The following is a 20,074-nucleotide window of genomic DNA, read 5'->3' on the forward strand; positions in this document are numbered from 1 at the left end:
CGAGCACCGCCTCGAGTCCCAGCACCTGCTGGCGCATCATGCCGTAGCGGATCACCCGGATGCCGCCGGCATTGGTGGCGATATTGCCGCCGATGGTGCAGCTGCCGCGGGCGCCCAGGTCCAGGGCGAACTGGAGGCCCACCGCCTCGGCGGCCTGCTGGACGCTCTGCAGTGGCGCACCCGCCTGAACGGTGAGCGTGGCACCGATCGGGTCAACGGCTTCGATGGCGGTCATGCGTTCGAGTGACACTACCAGTTCGTCGGGCGCTGCTTCGGCGCCGTGCACCAGCCCGGTGAGGCCGCCGTGAGTGACCACCGGTTGGCGGGCGGCGTGGCAGGCACGCATCACCTCGGCGACTTCCCGGGTCGATCCCGGTCGTACGATGCCCCTCGCGCGGCAGGGTGCGCCGGTCAGCCAGTCGACGCGGCGGGCGCTGACATCCTCGCCGGTGAGAACGTTGGCGGCGCCGACGATACGGGTGATCTCTTTCAAGAGAGCGTCCATGACAGCTTCATGCTCCGGGTGGGTCAGGCAGTGGCCAGGACCTGCGCCCTGCCGGGGATGGCCTCGAGCAGTTCGCGGGTATAGGCCTCCTGTGGCGAGAGGAAGACCGCTTCCGCACTGCCATGCTCGACGATCCGGCCGTGCTGCATGACGATGATGTGGTCGCAGATCTGCGCGGCGACGCGCAGGTCGTGGGTGATGAAGAGCAGCGATAGCGAGAGTTTCTGTTTCAGATCCTCGAGTAGCTCGAGGATCTGCGCCTGAATGGAGACGTCCAGCGCCGAGACCGCCTCGTCGGCGACGATCAGCTCGGGATTGAGGGCCAGCGCCCGGGCAATGCCGATGCGCTGCCGCTGGCCACCGGAGAACTCATGAGGGAAGCGCTCGGCCGAGGCCGCGCCCAGGCAGACCAGGTCGAGGAGATCACCGGCCTCCTTGAGCGCCTGTTGCTTGTCCACGCCGTTGGCGATGGGCCCCTGGGCAATGGCCATGCCGACGCGGGTACGCGGGTTGAGCGAGGCATAGGGGTCCTGAAAGATCATCTGCACCCGCCGGCGTTCGCGGCGCAGGCTCTCGCCCTTGAGGCTGGTCAGGTCGACGCCATCGAGCAGCAGCTCACCGCTGTCGGGCCGCTCCAGTCGCACCACGCAGCGTCCCAGGGTCGACTTGCCGGAGCCCGACTCGCCGACGATACCCACCGTCTCCCCGCGCGCCATGGTGAAGCTGACATCGTCCAGGGCATGGACTTCACGCGAGGGCTTGAAGAGGCCTCCGCGCGAGCGGAAGACCTTCTGCAGGTGACGGACCTCGAGCAGCGGACCCGTCTGGTCGGCCTGACGGGCCGCGGGCATGGCGTTACTGGGAATCGCCTCGATCAGCGCGCGGGTATAGTCATGCTGGGGATGTTCCAGGACGTCCCGGGCCTCGCCGAGCTCCACGATGCGCCCTTCGCGCATCACGCAGACCCGAGTCGCAATCTCAGCCACTACGCCGAAATCATGGGTGATGAACATCACGGCCATGCCGTGGCGCCGCTGGAGGTCGCCGATCAGGTCGAGGATCTGTGCCTGGGTGGTGACATCCAGCGCCGTGGTGGGCTCATCAGCGATCAACAGTTCAGGCTCGAGCGCCAGGGCCATGGCAATCATCACCCGCTGGCGCTGGCCGCCGGAGAGCTCGAAGGGATAGGCGCGGATGGCCTTCTCGGGCTGGGGGATGCCCACTTCCGTCAGCAGCTCCAGGGCACGGGTCTGTCGCTCGCTCGGGGTCAGCCTATTGTGGGCTTCGAACACTTCGCCGATCTGGGCGCCAACCCGCATCAGCGGATTGAGGGCGGTCATCGGCTCCTGGAAGATCATGCCGATGCGCAGGCCGCGCAGCGTACGATGCTGCTTCTCGGTGAGCTGCAGCAGATCCTGGCCATCGAACACTACCTCGCCCGCGGTGGCCCGAACCCCCTTGGGCAGTAGTCCCATAAGGGCATTGGCGGCCATCGACTTGCCGGAGCCGGACTCGCCGACCACGCACATGATCTCACCACGCGCCACGTCGTAGCTGACGTCCTCCACGGCGAAGTCGCGATCGGCCCCCTGCGGCAGGGAAATGCTCAGGTGGCGAATGCTCAACAGGGTGTCACGCATGGAGTTCTCCTTGGCCGCCGTTCATGAGCGCTCGCGGGCGAGCTTGGGGTTGAGGGCGTCGTCGAGGCCTTCGCCCACCAGGTTGAGCGCCAGCACGGTCAGCAGGATCGCCACGCCGGGAAAGAAGCTCAGCCACCAGGCTTGACGGATCACCGTGCGTGCCGCGCCGATCATGTAGCCCCAGGACATCACGTTGGGGTCGCCCAGGCCGAGGAAGGAGAGGGCGGACTCCAGCAGGATGGCCGTGGCCACCATGAGCGAGGCCAGCACGATGATCGGCGACAGGGTATTGGGCAGGATCTGGCGCAGGATGATGGTGGTGTTGCTCTGGCCGACCAGGCGAGCCGCCTCCACGTACTCGCGGTGTCGTAACGACAGGAACTCGGCGCGCACCAGGCGCGCCACCGGCGGCCAGCTGACGATGGCGATGGCCAGCACGATAGACGTAATACTGGGCTGCATGATCGCGACCAGCACGATGGCCAAGGCGAAGTTGGGGATGGTCTGGAAGAACTCGGTGAAGCGCATCAGGGCGTCGTCGACGAGGCCGCCGTAGTAGCCGGCGATGGCGCCCAGTGGCACGCCGATGGCCAGGGCCACTGTGGTCGAGACCAGGCCGATCAGCAACGAGACCCAGGCGCCGTGCATCAGGCCGGCAGCGACATTGCGTCCCATGGTGTCGGTGCCCAGCGGGAAGCCTTCTGTCTCGAGCGGCGGCAGGAAGGGGCGCTGTACCATGCGCCAGGGCGATTCGGGAAAGAGCAGCGGGGCCAGGATGGCCATCAGGATGATCGCCATCAGGATGATCAGGCCCACCAGGGCGCCGCGGTTCTGGGCGAAGCGGGCGAAGAAGCTCATGGCGCCTCCTTGATGCGCGGGTCGGCCAGGCGGTAGACGAGGTCGGTGATGATGTTGAAGACGATCACCAGGGCCGCCGAGAAGAAGAAGATGCCCAGCAGCAGGTTGTAGTCGCGTTGCTGCAGCGCCTCGAACATCAGCCGGCCGATGCCGGGCCAGGCGAATACCGTCTCGGTGAGGATGGCCCCGCCAACCATCTGGCCCGCCTGCAGGCCAGCCAGCGTGATGATCGGTAGCAGGGCGTTGCGCAGGATGTGGCGTCGCTGGATCACGCTGTTCTTCAGCCCCTTGGCGCGTGCCGTCTTGACGAAGTCCTGCTGGGCGGCCTCGAGCATCGAGGCGCGCGTCATGCGGGTGTAGATGGCCATGAAGAACAGCGCGAGCGTGGTGGCCGGCAGGATCAGGTGCTTGCCGACGTCCAGGGCAAAGGCAAACCCCTCAAGGCCCGCCCCCACGGTGTACATGCCATAGGCCGGCAGCCAATCGAGATAGACCGAGAACAGCACCACGGCCATCAGGGCGACCCAGAAAAGCGGGGTGGCATAGAAGACCAGTGCCAGGGCCATGATGATCGAGCCCGAGGGTTTCTTGACACGGGCGGCGGCCAGCGAACCGGCGACGATGCCCAGCACCAGCGACAGCACGAAGGCCGTGCCGGTGAGCAGCAGGGTGGCCGGCAGGCGAGCCAGTATCAGGTCGAGCACCGGCACCTGCTGACGGTAGGAGAAGCCGAAGTCGAGCATGGCCACGCCGGAGACATAGCGCCACAGCTGCACGTGGAGCGGCTGGTCGAGGCCGAAACGCTCGGTCAGCTGGCGCAGGAACTCGGCATCGGTGGCACCGGCCTCACCGGCCAGGATGGCGGCCGGGTCGCCCGGCGCCATCTGGATGAGGAAGAAGTTGAAGATGATGATCATGAACAGCACGATCACGGCCTTGAACAGGCGTGACGCGATCAGCCTGGCATAGAGCATGCCATTCCCCCCTGGCGACCTGGGATGCGGTGGACGAGTGCAGGGGCGGCCTGCAGGGCCGCCCCACCGGGTTTACCTGTCGAGCCAGGCGTCCTTGAAGCCGTCGTTGACGCCCACGCCCGAGGTCACCAGGTTCTTGACGTCGCAGCGATAGATGGTCGGGAAGCCGAGCTCCAGCAGCCAGCCTACCGGCACGTCCTCCTGGAGGATCTCCTGGACTTCGTGGTAGAGCGCCTCGCGCTGCTCCTCCGGATAGGCCGTTGCGGCCTGGTTGAACAGCTCATCGACCTTCTCGTTCTCGTAGCCCTCGACGTTGTTCCAGGGTGAGCCCTTCTCGATATTGCTGGAGAGGTAGGTGCGCGAGATGCCCAGCGCCGGGTCGCCATACTGGTAGAGGTAGGTGAAGGCGAGGTCGTAGTCCCAGTCGCCGAGGCGCTGGTTCCAGCCGCCTACGTCGGTGGCTTCGGTGCGCACGTTGATGCCGACTTCCTTGAGATTCTGCTGCACGGCCTCGGCCCAGCGTGTCCAGGTCTCGCCATAGGGCAGGGGCAGCAGGCGGACCTCCTCGCCGTCATAGCCCATCTCGTCGAGCAGCTTGCGGGCACGTTCCGGGTCGTGGTCGTAGGCCTCCAGGTCATCGTTCTGGAACCTGGCGTTGGAGCCGAACGCCCCCAGTGGTACCCGGCCCAGGCCATTCCACAGCACGTCGCGGGCGAACTCGCGGTCCATGGCATACATGACAGCCTGACGGAAACGCTTGTCGGCCGTGGGACCCTCGCGGTTGTTCATCCACAGCATGGCGAAGGGGCTGAAGTACTCGTGGCCCTGCTCGGTCACGCAGGTGTTGTCCAACTCGGTGAGGCGCGGTATGTCGAAGTTCTCGACGGTGCCGTAGGGCAGTACGTCGACGGTGCCATTCTCGTAGGCGACCGCGCGGGAGGCGCCATCGGGGATGATGTGCCAGTTGATGCCGTCGAGATAGGGCAGGTCCTCCTCGTAGTAGTCCTCGTTCTTCACCAGTTGGATGACGGTGCCGCGGTCCCAGTTGTCGAACTTGAAGGGACCGGTGCCGATCGGGTGGTTGTTCGCCTCGTTGTCGCGGAACTCGGTGCCCTCGTAGATGTGCTTGGGCACCATGGTGAAGGTCCCCGCCTCGAAGGAGATCAGGAAGGGGCCGAAGGGCTTCTCTAGGGTAAAGACCACGGTGTGGTTGTCGGCGGCCTCGATGGATTCCACATGCTGCAGCACGGCACGGGCGCTGGGGTTGAGCTCGCGGTGGAAGACATCGGCGGAGAACACCACGTCCTCGGCAGTGAAGGGCTCGCCGTCGTGCCAGGTGACGTCTTCGCGCAGGTGGAAGGTCCAGGTGCGCCCGTCGTCGCTGACCTCCCAGGACTCGGCGAGCTGCGGCATCGGTTCCAGGTCCGTGCTGTAGCGCAGCAGGCCCTCGTAGATGTTGCCGGCGACCGTGCGGGTCGGCGCATTCTGGATCATGCCCAGCACCAGGCCCGGAGGCTCTGGCTGGATGATGGTGTCGATGATGCCACCTTGCTTGGGTTCCTCGGCGAAGGCGGAGGAGGCGCTGATGGCCGTGGCGGTAATGGCGATGGCCAGTGGTGTCTTCATGATGCTGTCCCCGTTGTGGCGATTGTTGTTGGCAATGGGCAGTCACTCGGATGAAGCTAGCAGGCACTGCTCAAGCTGTCGACAGTCGTCAATCGACGGTCGACAAGCCATGTTCCTTGGCCATACTGGTAAGGAAATCCTGCGACAAGAGTCCCAGCCGCATGCCTGCATCATCCGTTGGCACGACCGCCGCGTTCATCCAGCAGCGAAACCTTGTGGATCAGGTGGCTGACTACCTGACCCAGGCCATCATCGGCCAGCGGTTCGCCCCCGGCGAGCGGTTGTCAGAGGTACAACTGGCCCGCGACCTTGGTGTCAGCCGCGCGCCGGTCCGTGAGGCAGCACGGCTGCTGGAGAGTCGCGGCCTGCTGGTCTCCCAGCCCAGGCGAGGTTTTTTCGTGCGTGCCCTGGATGCCCGCGAGCTCGCTGACATCTTTGACCTACGACTCTGCCTGGAACGCCATGCCATGGAGCAACTCGCCGGGTCTTGTCCGTCCGAGGCCCTGGCGGCGCTGCGCCGTCAGGTCGAGGTCCTGTGCGAGGCGTCGGGAAGCGGCGACGAGAGCCGTCGGATCGAGGAGGACCTGGCCTTCCATCGCCTGCTGATTGCTTCGGCGGGAAACCGTCGTCTGCTCAGGACCTTCGATGACCTGGCCCACGAGTTGCGGCTATGCATCACTTTGATCACCAAGACCCACGAGGCGCCCGACTCCATCGCCGAGAGCCATCACCTGCTGCTCGATGCACTGGCCAGCGGTGACGCTCCCCGCTGCCGCGAAGCCATCGATTACCACATTGGCGTGGCCAAGGACTACGTCGTCAGGGGGATATCGGATAGCTGTTGAACACTGTTGGTCATCTTGTGAAGTCGAAGCTTTGATACCAACAGTGTCATGCTCCTGTTCACGCTCGTCGTGATCTTCACGCATCACATTTCCTCCAGGCATCTTGAAGGAATGCCGTTACGTGAAGTGACACACAGGCCGCTGAATGCCGGTAGTACTTGCGCAGCATCCCCCAATTTCTCCCTCCCCGGGACAGGTTGGAATCTTGTCGGAAGCCGTATTATTCCAACGGACGATAAATACGGTCAGGACATCAGTCAGCCCGGCTTATTCATGAGGCCGGCCTGAAACGAAGATAGCGGATGGTATCCTCTCGAGAAATCAGAATCTTCCGGCAAGAACCTGATTTCAGAGGTCTATCCGCTATGGGTGTAAGTGTAGTGCGCCAGCGAAGGTTGAACGGTGTCGTCGGCTTGCGAGTGTCCAAATCGCATGGTGCATCTCATTGTCATTGTGATTGCTCGCCGGCCGGGACGCGCCATTCGGCCGGCGGGTCGCCCGGGAGCTTACCAGGGCAGTACCGCGGCGTCGGTGCGGGGCTCTGTGCCGCCGCAGAGCACCCCGGTTTCCGTGTCGCGCAGAATGATCTGCCCACGACCGAAACTCACGGAATCCGCCATCTTGACGATGTGATGGCCTCGGCGCGCGAGCGCCTGGGCCAGGTGGTCGGGAAAGTGGGGCTCGACTTCGACGATGCGCCCTTTCGTCCACTTCCAGCGTGGCATGTCCAGCACGGCTTGCGGGTTCAGGGCGTCCTCGAGCATGCCGGTGATCACCTGGACATGGCCCTGGGGTTGCATGAACCCCCCCATGACACCGAACGGCCCCACCGCCTGGCCGTTGCGGGTGATGAAGCCGGGAATGATGGTGTGATAGGTGCGCTTGCCGGGGGCCAGGGCGTTGGCGTGACCCTCATCCAGCTTGAATGACCAGCCGCGGTTCTGGAGGCTGATACCCGTGCCGGGGATCACGATGCCGGAGCCGAAGCCTTTGAAGTTGCTCTGGATGAAGGAGACCATGTTGCCCTCGGCGTCCGCCGTGGCGAGATAGACGGTGCCGCCGGTGATGGGGTTGCCATGCACCGGATCCAGCGCCTGGTCGCCGATCATGGCGGCACGCCCCTTGAGATACGGGGCGGCCAGCATCTGCTCGACGCTCGGCTGCATCGCTTCGCGGTCGGTGATGTGGTGCAGCCCGTCCACATAGGCCAGCTTGGTGGCTTCGATACGCCGGTGGAGGGTCTCGACCGGATCCCGTGCTTCTTCACCGAGCTGCTCCAGCATGCCGAGTGCCTGCAGGGCGATCAGGCCACAGCCGTTGGGCGGGATCTCCCAGATCTCGTGATCGCGGTAGCGGGTGCTGATCGGCTCCACCCACTCCGGTGTGAAGGCGGCGAGATCCTCGCGACGCAGCAGTCCGCCGTGTTCGCGGAAGAAGGCATCGATGCGGTCGGCCAGCTCGCCGTCATAGAAGGCCCGGGCGCGAGTCTCGGCGATCAGGCGCAGGCTGCGCGCATGATCCGGGGAGGACCACATCTCGCCGGGGCGAGGCGCACGGCCTCTTGGCGCGAAGGTCTCGAACCAGGGCTGGAAGGCCTCGTCATCGTAGCGGCTGTAGGTATCAAAGGCCTCCTCCCACAGCTGATTGACCAACGGCGAGATCGGGAAGCCTTCCTCTGCCAGGGTGATGGCCGGTGCCAGCAGGTCGGCGAAGGGCAGTCGACCGAAGCGCTCTGACAGCGTGGCCCAGGCGGCAGGGGCGCCGGGAACCGTCACGGGTATGAGGCCGTGCTCGGGCACCGCCTCATGGCCCAGTGCCTTGACGGCCTCGATGGTGGCCGTCTGTGGTGCGGGGCCACTGGCGTTCAGGCCATGCAACTCGCCATTCATCCAGACGATGGCGAAGGCGTCGCTGCCCAACCCATTGGAGGTTGGCTCCACGACGGTGAGCGCCGCGGCGGTGGCGATGGCCGCATCCACGGCATTGCCCCCCTGGCGCAGGATCTGCATGCCCGCCTCGGCGCCGAGAGCCTGTGAGGTGGCGACCATGCCGCGTCGGCCGAACGTCGTCATGCGACGGGAGGGACTGGGGTAATAACGCGCATCGAAGTGCATACGGGGTTCCTTTGTAGATATCAGGCGTTGCGGGACGTGGCCCCATCGGCCTGAAGGCGCTGAATCTTGCGGTTCTGGTAGAGCGAGAAGATCACGGAGGCGACGGCCAGGGCCAGGAAGAGGGCCGAGAGCGGCCGCGTCAGGAAGGTCAGCCAGCTGCTTTCGAGCTCCAGGGCGCGGAAAAGCTGACGCTCAAGGTTGTCACCCAGCACCACGCCGAGGATCAGCGGGGTCAGGGGGACCTCGGCCTTCCAGAGCAGGTAGCCGAGGATGCCGAAGCCGAACAGCACCCAGACGTCGAACAGGTTGTTGTTGAGGGCATAGGAGCCGATGGCGCACAGCATCAGCACGACCGGTACCAGGACCTGCTGCGGGATCAGCGAGATCTTGGCGAACCAGCGCACCAGCAACAGCTGACACAGCACCATGACCACTGCGCCAATCAGCAGGCTGGCGTAGATGGCCCCGACCAGCACCGGGTTCTGCTCGAACATGAGCGGTCCGGGGGTGATGCCGTGCAGGATGAGCACGCCCATCATGATGGCCATGGGGAGGTCGCCGGGGATGCCCAGCGCCAGGGTCGGCACGAAGGCCCCGCCCGCCACGGCGCTGTTGGAGGCTTCGGAGGCGACGATGCCATCCGGTATGCCCGTGCCGAAGCGCTCGGGGTGGCGAGAGAACTTCTTTGCCTGGTCGTAGCTGACGAAGTTGGCCACGGTGCCGCCGGTACCCGGCAGGGCGCCGATCAGGCTGCCGATCAGCGACGAACGTAGCGTGTTGATCTTCTGGCCGGCCATGTCGCGCAGGATCAGGCTGTAGGGTATGGCGACATTGGTATTGGCGCCCTTGGCGGACTGCGGATCGTCACGCAACTTCTCCAGGTTGCCCATCAACTGGGAGAAGGCAAAGATTCCGATCATCACCGGCAGCATCTCGAACCCGGCGCCGAGGGCATCGAAGCCGAAGTCGAAGCGCAGGTTGCTGTTGCGGTCATAGCCCACGGTGGTGATCAGCAGACCAAGGGCGGCGGCCAGCAGGCCCTTGAGCAGGGCGCCATGCGAGAGTCCGGCGACCAGCGTCAGGGCAAAGATGATCAATGCCGTGATCTCCCAGGGCCGGAAATTCATGCTGAAGCTGGCCAGCAGGGGACCGAAATAGACCAGCACGGCCACGCTGATCAGGGTGCCGATGAAGGAGGCGGCGACGCCGATGCCAAGGGCACGACCGGGTTCCCCGCGCTGGGCCATGGGGTAACCATCGTAGACGGTGGTGATGGAGGAGGGCGTGCCGGGAATGCCCAGCATCACCCCGGACACGATACCGCCCGAGTACCCCCCGACGAACACGCCGACCATCAGCGATACGCCACTGACGGGATCCATGGCAAAGGTGAAGGGAAACACCACCAGGATGGCCATGGTCACGGTGAAGCCAGGTATGCTGCCGCCGATGATGCCGAACAGCACGCCTATCAGGATCAGCAGCAGCACCGACGGAGTGCCGACCTGAGCAAGCGCTTGTAGAAAGAAGTCAGCCATGGGTCACTCCGTCGTCAGGGTAGCCAGACGTTGAGGACGAAACGAAAGATCACGTAGACCAGCGGGGCGAGAGTGCACGAGACCGCCAGGTTGATGATCCACTTGCGGCGCGTATCGATGCCCAGCAGCAGGGCCAGCGATGCCACCAGAAAGGCCAGCGTGGCGGGAAGATAGCCGACCAGCGGCAGCAGCAGGGCATAGAGTCCGAACAGGCCGAACAGGGACAGCACAATGGCGTTGTGTCTTACCCACGCCGTGGGGGAGCGGCGCGGCCGATCCGGCTCGCCCTTGGGGGTTTCAGAGGGTATCAGGAAGGAGCGCAGCAACAGGAGCAGGGACAGGAGGGCGATGATGCCCAGCAGGATCTGCGGGAACAGGGCCGACCCATAGGGTTGCCAGCTGGTAGGCGGCGCGATGTTGCGCGTCTCGGCCAGCAGGATGCCGGAGATGGCCAGCATGGCAAGTGCCAGGGCGCGGTCCTTGGTCAAGGTCAGCATGGTCTTGCACTCCAGGCTAGCCCCGGAGACCGGAGTCTCCGGGGGCTAGCCACGTCTCAGTTCTGGAAGTCGATGTCTTCGGCAGCGGCGGTGAGGGCTGCCTCGTTTTCTTCCAGAAAGGCCTGGTACTCCTCCCCGGGAAGATAGCGCACCACCGAGCCGAAATCGTTTTCGATACGACGGCGAATCTCGTCATCTTCCAGCGCCTTGCCGTAGGCGTCCGCCAGGGTGTCGAGGATCTCCTGCGGCGTGCCCTTGGGGGCAAAGAGGCCGCGACTGGTGGAGTGGTCCATCGCGATCCCCTGCTCGCGCAGCGTCGCGACATCGGGCAGGCTGTCGAGCCGCTCGGGGTGCGCCACGCCCAGTGGGGTGAAGCTGCCATCCTCGAAGAAGGCCCCGGCGGAAGGCAGGTTGAACATCGCAAAGTCGATCTCTTCGGCGAGCAAGGCGGAGACCTGCTCGCCGGTATCGGGATAGCCCACCAGGCGCACGTCGGCCATGTCGATGCCCGCGGCATCGAAGAACTGCACCCAGAAGAAGTGGTCCGTGGAGCTCGGGATCATGCTGAAGCGAACGTCACCCGGGTTCTCGCTGACGTAGTCGGCGATCTCCTCGGCGCTCTTGACGGGGTGGTTGGCGTGGGCAACCGGCAGGTTGATGGTCTGGGTCAGCAGGGTGATGGGCTCGAAGGCATCGTAAGAGTAGTCCACGGTACCGGCCAGCTTGGAGAGCGCGATGGTGTCATGGCTGCCCAGCAGGGTGTAACCATCCGGGTCGGCATCCTTGACATTGCGCGAACCGAGCGTCGCGCCGGCACCGGCCATGTTCACCGGCACCACCGATTCGCCCAGATGCTCCTCGGCCTCCTTCGAGATCAGTCGGAAGATGATGTCGGTGGCGCCGCCCGGGCCATAGGGGATGATCAGGCGGATGTCCTTCTCGGGGTACTCGGCCTGGGCGTTGCCGGCAATGGCAAGGGCAAGAGTGGCAATGATGGGAGTCAGCTTGTTGCGCATCATGGTGGTACACCTCGGATGTTGTGGCTTTTGTCGTGAGGTCCGGGCTATCCCGAACCAGGTGTGAGCGCGTGTTCCGTGTCGGTTCTTGTTATGGGTCGTTCAACCGAGAAAGAGCCCTCCGTAGGCCAGGGCGGCCATCACGATGAAGGCCGGGTGGATTCGCAGCCGCAGCAGTGCCAGGGCCGCCAGTGAGCCGATCAGCAGAGTGTGGACGAGTCCTGCCGTCTCCAGTCCTTCGCTGAAGAAGCTCCAGGTCAGCCAGGCCATCATCATGGCGATGACCGGGCGTACCCACTGACTCATGCGCTTGACGCGGGGTGAATCACGGTATCGATAGAGCAGTCCCAGGGCGCCCAGCATCAACAGCAGGGAAGGCACCACCGTGGCCAGCACCGCCACGAGGGCGCCACTGGCTCCGGCGACGTCAAAGCCGATCTGGCCGGCCATCTTGGTGGCAATGGGACTTGGCAGGGCGTTGCCCAGGGCCAGGGTCTCGGCGAATTCCTGGGCCGTCATCCAGCCGTAGCGCCCGACGACTTCCGCCTCGATCAGCGGAATGATCGCCGGGCCGCCGCCGTACCCGATGATGTTGGGGATGAAGAAGGCGAGGAACAGCTCCCAGTGGATCATTCACGGGCCTCCTTCGGGCGTGGCTCTGGCGCGACCATCGCCGTTGCCAGCAGGGCACCGATGATCCAGCCAGGATGGAGGCCGAGCAGATAGATGAGCACGCCCGCCCCAGCGCCCATGACAAGGCTCGTCCAGGGGCCCAGAGAGAGACGCGACTTGTTCCAGAAGTCCAGCGTCAGCTGGCCCATCATGACCATGACCACGGGGACGACGGCATAGCCCATCCCGCGGATCCAGGCGACGTCGCGATAGCGGCTGAAAAGGCCCAGCAGCAGGATCATGGCAAGCATCATGGGGACGATGACGGCCGCAACCGCGATGACGCAGCCGGCGATGCCGCCGACGCGATAGCCGATATAGCCCGGCATCTTGGTGGCGATGGGGCCGGGAAGGGTGTTGGCGATCGCCAGCACGTCGGCGAAGGCATCGTCATCCAGCCAGCGGTGACGCGTGACGACCTCTTCGCGGACCAGGGGAATCATGGCCGGCCCGCCACCGAAGCCGAACAGGCCGATGCGGGTGAAGGCCCAGAATACCTGGCTCAACGAAGCGGGAGACGGGTCGGTCATGAGTGCGGTCCCGGGTGATCGATCCCTGTGCTGGGAATTGATTTTGTCGGTGTCGTGGCTTTTTGGTCATAAAAATCGATTATTTGAACTAGAATATAGTTTGCAGCAGAAAGCAGCGTCAACCGTCAATGTGTGGAGCCCACGGGGAGGCAGAATGGGTATCTTCGAGCGCAAGGAGGGGGTGACGGCGTCCAGCTGGATCTACGACACCCTGCGGCAGGACCTGGTCAATGGACGCTTCACCGCCGGCGAGAAGCTGGCGATCAGTGCCCTCAAGGAGCGCTATGGTGTGGGCCTGAGCCCGCTGCGCGAAGCCCTCAATCGCCTCGCGGCCTATGGTCTGCTGATCCAGGAGAACCAGCGTGGCTTCCGGGTGCCGCGTCTGGCGCGCGACGAGCTCGATGACATCGCCGACATGCGGCGAGAACTGGAGGGCATGGCGCTGGAGCGGGCCATACGGCACGGCGACGCCGAGTGGGAGTCAGAGCTGCTGGCGGCGGCACATCGCTTGAAACGTGCCGACGAGTCGCCGGAGATGGAGGAGGAGTGGGAGCGGCTGCACATGCGCTTCCATCGCACCCTGGTGGCTCCCTGTGGTTCCGCGTGGCTCCTGCGCTTCATCGAACAGCTGCACGACCAGTTTGACCGCTACCGGCGCCTGGCCCCCGGGGAGCCGGAGGTCCGGCGCGTGCTTGATGCTCAGCATGGCGAGCTGGTGGAACTGGCCCTGGCCAGGGACGTCAAGGGGGCGAGGACGCTGATGGATGACCATGTCCAGCGCTCCTACGAAGTGGCCCTGGGCAGCTTCGCTCATGAAAGGGACCCGACCGACCGGCAACAGGCCGGTGTTGGCTCGGCCGACCTCCTTCCTCGGCGTTGAAACCCCGCTCGGCGGCGGCCTTGAGATTCCCCGAACCGCGAGAGAAGGTAAAGGCCTATAGCCGATCAGGGGTGTTGTCATGCCTCATCTGGAGCTCTGCGCCAAGAACCTCGATGCCGGTCACGTGGCCCATGCCCATGACCACCACCAGCTCATCCTCGCCACCCGCGGGGCCACCGAGCTCTCCATCGAGGGGCGGGGGGATCGCATCACCGGCAACCGGGGCTGCCTGATTCCCTGCGGCCGCCATCATGACTACCGGGGCGATGGTCGCAATCGCACCTTCGTGCTCGACATTCCTGCCACGAGCCTGCCGGCACTGCGCGATGGCGAGGCCATCGGGCGCCTCTTCGAGCGGCCGCGCTTCTTCGCCGTGCCTCCGCGCCTCAACCGCCTGGCGGCCAGCCTGATGCAGCAGCTCGAGAGCTGTCCGGCCCTGCACAGCGAGATCGCCGCACTGCTGCTGCGGGCCCTCTACCTGCACCTGGAGGCCGAGCCCCTGGCGGCAGATGCCGGCAGGGCTGTCCCTCCGGGGTTCAGCGAGCGCCTCGACCTGGCGCGCCTGGATGCCTGGATCGACCGTCACCTCGCGGACGAGATCCGGGTCGAGCAGTTGGCCGCGCTCTGCGCCCTGAGCGCCGGGCACTTCCATGCCTGTTTCCGGGAGCTGACCGGTGTGACACCGCTCGCCTACGTCCAGCGTCGGCGCCTGGATCACGCCCGTGCCCTGGTCATGCACAGCGGCCTGAGTCTCGGCCATGTCGCCTCCCTGGTGGGCTTTCGCGACCAGGGCAGCTTCTCCCGCGCCTACCGCCGACGCTTCGCCATCTCGCCCTCCCGGGCGCGCCGTGAGGAGCCGGCTTTCCCGAGTCTCGGGCAAGAGCATCGCAGTTCCGGGCAAGCAGGCAGGCCCGAGTCGACCTAGTCTGAAGGTCAGCTGTCTCGTTGTGCCCTCTGCAGGGAGGGCGAGGCAGGCTCGTGACAAAGACAAGATAATGACAAGACGACGCGAGGTTGACCATGAAAGCGAAGACACTCCCCGGCGCTCTGGCACTGGCTGCGCTCCCCCTGGCCATCGCCAGCACCCAGGTGCAGGCCCAATCCACGGAAATGGCCATCTCCACCATCCTCCCGGAGAACATGAGCAACAACGAGGTCTATCCGGCGCTGGTGCACTTCAAGAACCTGGTCGAGACCCGGACCGATGGCGAGATCACCGTGTCGATCTTCGGCAACAGCCAGCTGGGCTCCGAGGTGGAGACCGGGTCAGAAGTCCAGGGTGGCCGCACCCTGCAGTCCACCATCATCACCACCGGGGCCATGTCGTCCTTCTATGACGACTATCAGCTGATGACCGCGCCCTTCATCTTCGACAACTGGCGCCAGGCCTGGACCTTCTTCGACAGCGAGTGGTTCGCCGACTTCATGTCGGGCACCATCGAGGAAGCCAACATGCGCTACCTCGGTACCTTCGACGATGGCGGCGGCTTCGTGGCCTTCACCAACAACAAGCGCCCGATCAAGACCGTGGAGGACCTCGAGGGGCTCAACATCCGCACCGAGGAGAACCCGGGACACGTCGCCATCATGAAGTCGCTGGGGGCCTCGGCGACGCCGCTGCCCTGGGGCGAGGTGATCACCGCCCTGGAGACGGGCCTCGCCGACGGTCAGTTCAACGCCCCGGTGCTCAATGTCACCTACAACTTCGACGAGGTGACGGACTACACCACGCTCACCGGTCACGTCTACAACAGCGCGGCCTGGCTGGTCAGCGAGGATTGGTTCCAGAGCCTGACCGAGGCCCAGCAGGAGGCCATCGTCACCTCCGCCCGCGAGGCCGTCGCCATCGGCCATGGCATGTCCGGGGCGCTGGCAACGGCCAGCTGGGAACAGTCCTGCGAGCGCTTCGAGGAGTGCTACATCATGCCTCCCGAGGAGCGGGCGCGCATGGCGGAGATCGCCACGCCGGCATGGCGGGACTGGATCGTCAACGACTTCGGCATCGAGGCCGACAAGGTCGATGCCTTCCTCGCGGAGGTGGCCCGGGTCGGCGAGGAGGTCAGCGAATCCGACGTGGCCGTCTATGGCCGCTGATGCTCGACCCTGAACCGTCCCGTCGACCGGCCGGCCCCGCTGGCCGGTCGACGCTGTCTGTGAGGTGACCCGATGGATCGACTTCAGCCCCTTCGCCGCCTGAGCGACGCGGTCAATCAGGTGGCGATCGTGACGTGTGTGGCCTGCGTGCTGATCATGCTGGGCATCTCCTTCACGGCCTTCCTCTACAAGCTGGCCACCGGCAGCACGCTGAGCTGGACCTACTCGCTGGCCAGGCTCTTCCTGCCCTGGATCGGCTTTCTCTCCATGACCATCTCGCTGCGCTATGGCGAGCACGTGGCCATGACGCTGCTGGTGCGCAGCCTGCCGCGGGTGCTGCTCAAGGTGGCGGCGGGGCTCTGCCTCGCGGTCATCGCGCTCTTCGCCTTGATGCTGGTCTGGTACGGCTGGATCTTCTTCCAGGGGGCCTCCCAGGTCTACATGGTCTCCGACCAGATCCAGATCTCCGGCAAGTTCACCGCCATCGTGGTGCCGATCAGCGGGGTCATCATCCTGCTGCACCTGGTGCAGGGCTTCGACCTGCTGGAACACTTCATCGATGACGAGAGCGTGATCGAGGAACTCATCGATGCCAATGACCTGGAGGAACGCTCATGACGCCCGCGATCATCGCCTTCGTCGTGCTGCTGCTGATCGGCGCCCCGGTCGCCGTGGTGATGGCCATGTCGGGGCTGGCCGGCGGCTTCGCGATGGGCGGCGAGCGCATGCTCGGCATCATCGCCGACCGCATGTTCTCGGGGGTCTCGGGCTTCCTGCTGATCGCCGTGCCCTACTTCATCTTCACCGCCGAGCTGATGAACCAGGGCGGCCTGACCCAGAAGCTGATCGCCTTCAACAATGCCCTGTTCGGCCGGGTGCGCGGGGCGCTCTCCCACGTCAACGTCTCGGTGTCGGTGTTCTTCGCCGGCCTGACCGGGGCGGCGATCACCGATACCGTGGCGATCGGCAAGATCATGATCCCGGAGATGAAGCGGCAGGGCTATGACGCCGAGTATGCCGCGGCGATCACCGCCTGCTCGTCGATCATCGGGCCGATCATCCCGCCCAGCGTGGTGATGGTGGTCTACGCCACCCTGCTGCGGGACATCTCGGTGATCGACCTCTTCGCCGGCGGGATCATCCCCGGCCTGCTGATGGCCGTGGCGCTGCTCGCGGTGAGCTTCTTCCTGGCCTGGAAGCGGGGCTACCCCAAGCAGGCGCCCACCCCGTTCAAGGTGGCGGCCGTGGCCTTCCTGGTGGCGCTGCCGGCGATGATCGTGCCGCTGATCATCCTCGGCGGCATCCTCTCGGGAATGACCACCATCACCGAGGCCTCGGGCTTCGCCGCCGTCTATGCCATCGCCATCGGGGTCGTCTTCTACCGCACGCTCACCTGGCGCAAGATCTGGCATGCGCTGGTGGTCACGGTGCGCTTCTCGGGGGTGGTGTTCTTCCTGCTGGCGACCTCGGCGGTGCTCGGCTGGTTCGTCACCCGTTCCGGCATCGCTCGGGACGCGGCGGGCCTGATCACCACCTTCAGCGACTCGACCTTCCTGCAACTGCTGCTGGTCTGCGGCCTGCTGATCCTGGTCGGCACGGTCATGGACGTGCTGCCGGCGCTGGTGGTGGTGGCCCCGGTGCTGGTGCCGGCGATGATCCAGCTCGGCGTCGACCCGCTGCACTTCGCCATCCTGATGATCGTGGTGCTCAACATCTCCAACGTCACGCCGCCGGTGGGGATGACGCTGATGACGGCGGCGAGGATCGCCAACGTGCCCTTCGAACGGGCGATCATCGCCTCGCTGCCGTTCTACGTGGCCTTCATCGTGGTGATCCTGCTGCTGGTCATCTTCCCGTCGCTCTCCACCTGGATCCCCTCGCTGCTGGGCTAAGGAACCCCTTCATGAAGCTCTTCTACCATCCCGACCAGGAACGCCACGCGCCACCGACCTTCCTGCTGCGCGGCCGGCCGGTGGACTCCCCGGAAGGGCCGGTGCGGGCCGAGTTGCTGACCCGGGGGTTGGCCTCCATGGGCCTCTCCATGACCCCGCCCACCGAGGTCGACAGCGCGCGGCTGAGAGACCGCCTGGCCAGGATCCATGCGCCGCGCTATCTCGACTTCCTCGAGACCATCCATGCCCGCTGGCGGGCGCTGCCGGATGCTGCCGAGATCGTGGCGCCCAATGTCCACCCCTGCGGGGGCGGGCACCACTATCCCCGGCACCCGGTGGGGCTGGTGGGCTGGCACATGCATGACATGGCCTGCCCGATGACCGCCGACAGCTTCGCCGGCATCCTGGCCAGTGCCGCCAGCGCCGAGGCCGCCGCCGATGCCGTGCTGACCGGCGAGCCCTCGGCCTATGCCCTGTGCCGGCCGCCGGGCCACCATGCCGGCCCCGAGCGGGCCGGGGGCTTCTGCTTTCTCAACAACTCGGCGCTGGCCGCCACGGTGCTGCGCGAGCAATACGAACGGGTGGCGATCCTCGATGTGGACCTCCACCACGGCAACGGCACCCAGGACATCTTCTATGACCGCGGCGATGTCTGGACCGGTTCGCTGCATGCCGACCCCGCCGATTTCTACCCCTTCTTCTGGGGCGGTGCCGACGAGCACGGCGAGGGGAACGGGCAGGGCGCCAACGTCAACCTGCCGCTGCCCCTGGGCAGCGACGGCGCGACCTTCCTGGCGACCCTGGACCGCCTGGTCGAGCACCTGGCCGCCTTCCGCCCCCAGGCGCTGGTGGTGGCCCTGGGGCTCGATGCCCACAAGGACGACCCGCTCGCCGGCCTGGCCCTGGAGACCGAGGACTTCACCGAGATCGGGCGGCGCCTGGCCGCCATCGACCTGCCCACCGTGCTGGTGCAGGAGGGGGGCTACCCCACCGCGCACCTGGGCGATAACCTGGCCGCCTTCCTGGGCGGCTATACCGCAGCCTGACTGCCATCCCGACGAGAGACCACGCCATGACCGTCACCTACCACGACAGCAATGCCCGCATGAGCCAGATCACCGTGCACAACGGCACCGTCTACCTGGCCGGCCAGGTGCCGACCGACCCCTCCGCCGACATGCGCGGCCAGACCGAGCAGGTGCTCTCCCGCATCGACGCCCTGCTGGCCAAGGCCGGCACCTCCAAGGAGCACCTGGTCGCCGCCCAGATCTGGGTCACCAGCATGGCCGAGTTCGACCAGATGAATGCCGCCTGGGATGGCTGGGTGGTGCCGGGGCGCCCGCCGGTGCGCGCCGCCGTCGAGGCCAAGCTCGCCAAGCCCGAGTGGAAGGTGGAGATCATGGTTACCGCGGCACTGCCGGAGTCCTGAGATGCGCATCATCACTGCCGAGGAGGTGTCGTCCTCGCTGGCCTGGCCGGCACTGGTCGAACGGCTGGCCACCACCTTCCGCGAGGGGGTGGAGTCGCCGCCGCGTCACCACCACGCCATGCATCGCCCCGATGGCGAAGCCACCATGCTGCTGATGCCGGCCTGGGAGCGGGCCGGCTACATCGGCGTGAAGATGGTCAACGTCTTCCCGCAGAACGCCGACCGCGGGCTCCCGGCCATCGCCGGCGTCTACCTGCTCAGCGAGGGCGCCCACGGGCGCCCCCTGGCCTGCATCGACGGCAGCGAGCTGACCCGGCGGCGCACCGCGGCGGCCTCGGCCCTGGCGGCCCGGGAGCTGGCCCGGGACGATGCCGCGACCCTGCTGGTGGTGGGCACCGGCAAGCTGGCCCCCATGGTGATCGAGGCGCATGCCGCGGTGCGGCCCATCACCCGGGTGCGGGTCTGGGGGCGCAACCCCGAAAAGGCCGAGCAATTGGCCGCCGACTATGCCGACCGCTTCGACAGTGCCGCGGTCACCGACCTCGAGGCGGCGACCGGCGAGGCGGATATCGTCAGCTGCGTGACCCTCTCCACCGAGCCGCTGATCCGCGGTGACTGGCTCGCCCCCGGCACCCACCTCGACCTGATCGGGGCCTTCCGGCCGACCATGCGCGAGACCGATGCCCAGTGCCTGGCCCGCAGCGAGGTGTTCGTCGACACCTATGCCGGGGCCCGGGGCGAGGCGGGCGACATCCTGCAGGCCATCGACGAGGGAGGCTTCGCCTTCGATGCCATCCGCGGCGAGCTCGCCGAGCTGCTGCGTGGCGAGCGGGCCGGGCGCTCCTCTGCCGACGCCATCACGCTGTTCAAGTCGGTGGGGGCCTCGCTTGAGGACCTGGCCGCGGCCATCGAGGTGTGGGAGCGGCAGGAGGGCCGTGAATGATGGCTGCCACAGGATCGCCTG

Annotated in this window: 20 protein-coding genes; 9 read left to right on the plus strand and 11 right to left on the minus strand. The window is 65.9% G+C overall.

Annotated elements, in window-relative coordinates; genetic code table 11:
• From SCI24_RS12405 to SCI24_RS12425, 5 genes are all read right to left on the minus strand, one after another.
• A partial coding sequence (locus SCI24_RS12405; protein ID WP_318725674.1) for an FAD-binding oxidoreductase occupies positions 1–505 on the minus strand: 505 nt, incomplete at its 3' end.
• A 23-nt stretch (positions 506–528) separates the two neighbouring features.
• Positions 529–2,145 (minus strand): ABC transporter ATP-binding protein, encoded by a 1,617-nt coding sequence (locus SCI24_RS12410; RefSeq protein WP_318725675.1) that lies wholly within the window; start codon positions 2,143–2,145, stop codon positions 529–531.
• A gap of 21 nt (positions 2,146–2,166) precedes the next feature.
• Positions 2,167–3,003 carry an ABC transporter permease gene (locus tag SCI24_RS12415; RefSeq protein ID WP_318725676.1) on the minus strand — a complete coding sequence of 279 codons (837 nt, stop codon included), beginning with the start codon at positions 3,001–3,003 and terminating at the stop codon, positions 2,167–2,169.
• Entirely contained in the window at positions 3,000–3,977 is a 978-nt protein-coding gene (locus tag SCI24_RS12420) for an ABC transporter permease (protein WP_318725677.1), read from the minus strand. The genes SCI24_RS12415 and SCI24_RS12420 overlap by 4 nt, the downstream gene beginning before the upstream one ends.
• Positions 3,978–4,049: 72 nt before the next feature.
• The gene (locus SCI24_RS12425) at positions 4,050–5,603 is read right to left on the minus strand and encodes an ABC transporter substrate-binding protein (protein WP_318725678.1); all 1,554 of its coding nucleotides are present in this window, start codon (positions 5,601–5,603) and stop codon (positions 4,050–4,052) included.
• Positions 5,604–5,764: 161 nt separating this feature from the next.
• Between SCI24_RS12425 and SCI24_RS12430 the strand changes: the two genes are divergently transcribed.
• Positions 5,765–6,448, plus strand: a complete 684-nt coding sequence (locus SCI24_RS12430) for a GntR family transcriptional regulator (protein WP_318725679.1) — start codon at positions 5,765–5,767, stop codon at positions 6,446–6,448.
• A 506-nt stretch (positions 6,449–6,954) separates the two neighbouring features.
• On the opposite strand, the gene SCI24_RS12435 is transcribed toward SCI24_RS12430, so the two are convergent.
• The 6 genes from SCI24_RS12435 to SCI24_RS12460 form a co-directional block, all read right to left on the minus strand.
• Entirely contained in the window at positions 6,955–8,562 is a 1,608-nt protein-coding gene (locus SCI24_RS12435; RefSeq protein ID WP_318725680.1) for a gamma-glutamyltransferase family protein, read from the minus strand.
• A gap of 20 nt (positions 8,563–8,582) precedes the next feature.
• On the minus strand, positions 8,583–10,100 hold the full coding sequence (locus tag SCI24_RS12440) for a tripartite tricarboxylate transporter permease (protein ID WP_318725681.1): 1,518 nt from the start codon (positions 10,098–10,100) through the stop codon (positions 8,583–8,585).
• Positions 10,101–10,114: 14 nt separating this feature from the next.
• Entirely contained in the window at positions 10,115–10,597 is a 483-nt protein-coding gene (locus tag SCI24_RS12445; RefSeq protein ID WP_318725682.1) for a tripartite tricarboxylate transporter TctB family protein, read from the minus strand.
• A gap of 56 nt (positions 10,598–10,653) precedes the next feature.
• Positions 10,654–11,616: a tripartite tricarboxylate transporter substrate binding protein gene (locus tag SCI24_RS12450; RefSeq protein WP_318725683.1), complete on the minus strand. Its 963-nt coding sequence runs from the start codon at positions 11,614–11,616 to the stop codon at positions 10,654–10,656.
• A gap of 99 nt (positions 11,617–11,715) precedes the next feature.
• On the minus strand, positions 11,716–12,246 hold the full coding sequence (locus SCI24_RS12455) for a chromate transporter (RefSeq protein WP_278033653.1): 531 nt from the start codon (positions 12,244–12,246) through the stop codon (positions 11,716–11,718).
• Positions 12,243–12,815: a chromate transporter gene (locus tag SCI24_RS12460; RefSeq protein WP_318725684.1), complete on the minus strand. Its 573-nt coding sequence runs from the start codon at positions 12,813–12,815 to the stop codon at positions 12,243–12,245. The genes SCI24_RS12455 and SCI24_RS12460 overlap by 4 nt, the downstream gene beginning before the upstream one ends.
• Positions 12,816–12,969: 154 nt before the next feature.
• Between SCI24_RS12460 and SCI24_RS12465 the strand changes: the two genes are divergently transcribed.
• The 8 genes from SCI24_RS12465 to SCI24_RS12500 all read left to right on the plus strand — a co-directional run bounded on the left by SCI24_RS12465 (position 12,970) and on the right by SCI24_RS12500 (position 20,053).
• Positions 12,970–13,695: a GntR family transcriptional regulator gene (locus SCI24_RS12465; protein ID WP_318725685.1), complete on the plus strand. Its 726-nt coding sequence runs from the start codon at positions 12,970–12,972 to the stop codon at positions 13,693–13,695.
• 79 nt (positions 13,696–13,774) lie between these two features.
• Positions 13,775–14,620 (plus strand): AraC family transcriptional regulator, encoded by an 846-nt coding sequence (locus SCI24_RS12470; RefSeq protein ID WP_318725686.1) that lies wholly within the window; start codon positions 13,775–13,777, stop codon positions 14,618–14,620.
• A 95-nt stretch (positions 14,621–14,715) separates the two neighbouring features.
• Complete coding sequence (gene dctP / locus SCI24_RS12475) at positions 14,716–15,789, plus strand: TRAP transporter substrate-binding protein DctP (protein WP_318725687.1); 1,074 nt, start codon at positions 14,716–14,718, stop codon at positions 15,787–15,789.
• Positions 15,790–15,861: 72 nt separating this feature from the next.
• Positions 15,862–16,407: a TRAP transporter small permease gene (locus tag SCI24_RS12480; protein WP_318725688.1), complete on the plus strand. Its 546-nt coding sequence runs from the start codon at positions 15,862–15,864 to the stop codon at positions 16,405–16,407.
• Positions 16,404–17,681 carry a TRAP transporter large permease gene (locus SCI24_RS12485; RefSeq protein ID WP_318725689.1) on the plus strand — a complete coding sequence of 426 codons (1,278 nt, stop codon included), beginning with the start codon at positions 16,404–16,406 and terminating at the stop codon, positions 17,679–17,681. The genes SCI24_RS12480 and SCI24_RS12485 overlap by 4 nt, the downstream gene beginning before the upstream one ends.
• An 11-nt stretch (positions 17,682–17,692) precedes the next feature.
• Positions 17,693–18,727 (plus strand): histone deacetylase family protein, encoded by a 1,035-nt coding sequence (locus SCI24_RS12490; protein WP_318725690.1) that lies wholly within the window; start codon positions 17,693–17,695, stop codon positions 18,725–18,727.
• 26 nt (positions 18,728–18,753) lie between these two features.
• Positions 18,754–19,110, plus strand: coding sequence for a RidA family protein (locus SCI24_RS12495; RefSeq protein WP_318725691.1), 357 nt, complete (start codon positions 18,754–18,756; stop codon positions 19,108–19,110).
• A gap of 1 nt (position 19,111) precedes the next feature.
• On the plus strand, positions 19,112–20,053 hold the full coding sequence (locus SCI24_RS12500; RefSeq protein WP_318725692.1) for an ornithine cyclodeaminase family protein: 942 nt from the start codon (positions 19,112–19,114) through the stop codon (positions 20,051–20,053).
• Positions 20,054–20,074 lie beyond the last annotated feature (21 nt).

Origin of the sequence: Halomonas sp., from assembly GCF_033549285.1 — a bacterium.
GTDB lineage: Bacteria > Pseudomonadota > Gammaproteobacteria > Pseudomonadales > Halomonadaceae > Halomonas.

Excerpts from the sequence above, each read along its gene's own strand:
- SCI24_RS12410 (WP_318725675.1), bottom strand. The coding sequence starts at position 2,145 with ATGCGTGACACCCTGTTGAGCATTCGCCACCTGAGCATTTCCCTGCCG.
- SCI24_RS12415 (WP_318725676.1), bottom strand. The coding sequence starts at position 3,003 with ATGAGCTTCTTCGCCCGCTTCGCCCAGAACCGCGGCGCCCTGGTGGGC.
- SCI24_RS12420 (WP_318725677.1), bottom strand. The coding sequence starts at position 3,977 with ATGCTCTATGCCAGGCTGATCGCGTCACGCCTGTTCAAGGCCGTGATC.
- SCI24_RS12425 (WP_318725678.1), bottom strand. The coding sequence starts at position 5,603 with ATGAAGACACCACTGGCCATCGCCATTACCGCCACGGCCATCAGCGCC.
- SCI24_RS12430 (WP_318725679.1), top strand. The coding sequence starts at position 5,765 with ATGCCTGCATCATCCGTTGGCACGACCGCCGCGTTCATCCAGCAGCGA.
- SCI24_RS12435 (WP_318725680.1), bottom strand. The coding sequence starts at position 8,562 with ATGCACTTCGATGCGCGTTATTACCCCAGTCCCTCCCGTCGCATGACG.
- SCI24_RS12440 (WP_318725681.1), bottom strand. The coding sequence starts at position 10,100 with ATGGCTGACTTCTTTCTACAAGCGCTTGCTCAGGTCGGCACTCCGTCG.
- SCI24_RS12445 (WP_318725682.1), bottom strand. The coding sequence starts at position 10,597 with ATGCTGACCTTGACCAAGGACCGCGCCCTGGCACTTGCCATGCTGGCC.
- SCI24_RS12450 (WP_318725683.1), bottom strand. The coding sequence starts at position 11,616 with ATGATGCGCAACAAGCTGACTCCCATCATTGCCACTCTTGCCCTTGCC.
- SCI24_RS12455 (WP_278033653.1), bottom strand. The coding sequence starts at position 12,246 with ATGATCCACTGGGAGCTGTTCCTCGCCTTCTTCATCCCCAACATCATC.
- SCI24_RS12460 (WP_318725684.1), bottom strand. The coding sequence starts at position 12,815 with ATGACCGACCCGTCTCCCGCTTCGTTGAGCCAGGTATTCTGGGCCTTC.
- SCI24_RS12465 (WP_318725685.1), top strand. The coding sequence starts at position 12,970 with ATGGGTATCTTCGAGCGCAAGGAGGGGGTGACGGCGTCCAGCTGGATC.
- SCI24_RS12470 (WP_318725686.1), top strand. The coding sequence starts at position 13,775 with ATGCCTCATCTGGAGCTCTGCGCCAAGAACCTCGATGCCGGTCACGTG.
- dctP (WP_318725687.1), top strand. The coding sequence starts at position 14,716 with ATGAAAGCGAAGACACTCCCCGGCGCTCTGGCACTGGCTGCGCTCCCC.
- SCI24_RS12480 (WP_318725688.1), top strand. The coding sequence starts at position 15,862 with ATGGATCGACTTCAGCCCCTTCGCCGCCTGAGCGACGCGGTCAATCAG.
- SCI24_RS12485 (WP_318725689.1), top strand. The coding sequence starts at position 16,404 with ATGACGCCCGCGATCATCGCCTTCGTCGTGCTGCTGCTGATCGGCGCC.
- SCI24_RS12490 (WP_318725690.1), top strand. The coding sequence starts at position 17,693 with ATGAAGCTCTTCTACCATCCCGACCAGGAACGCCACGCGCCACCGACC.
- SCI24_RS12495 (WP_318725691.1), top strand. The coding sequence starts at position 18,754 with ATGACCGTCACCTACCACGACAGCAATGCCCGCATGAGCCAGATCACC.
- SCI24_RS12500 (WP_318725692.1), top strand. The coding sequence starts at position 19,112 with ATGCGCATCATCACTGCCGAGGAGGTGTCGTCCTCGCTGGCCTGGCCG.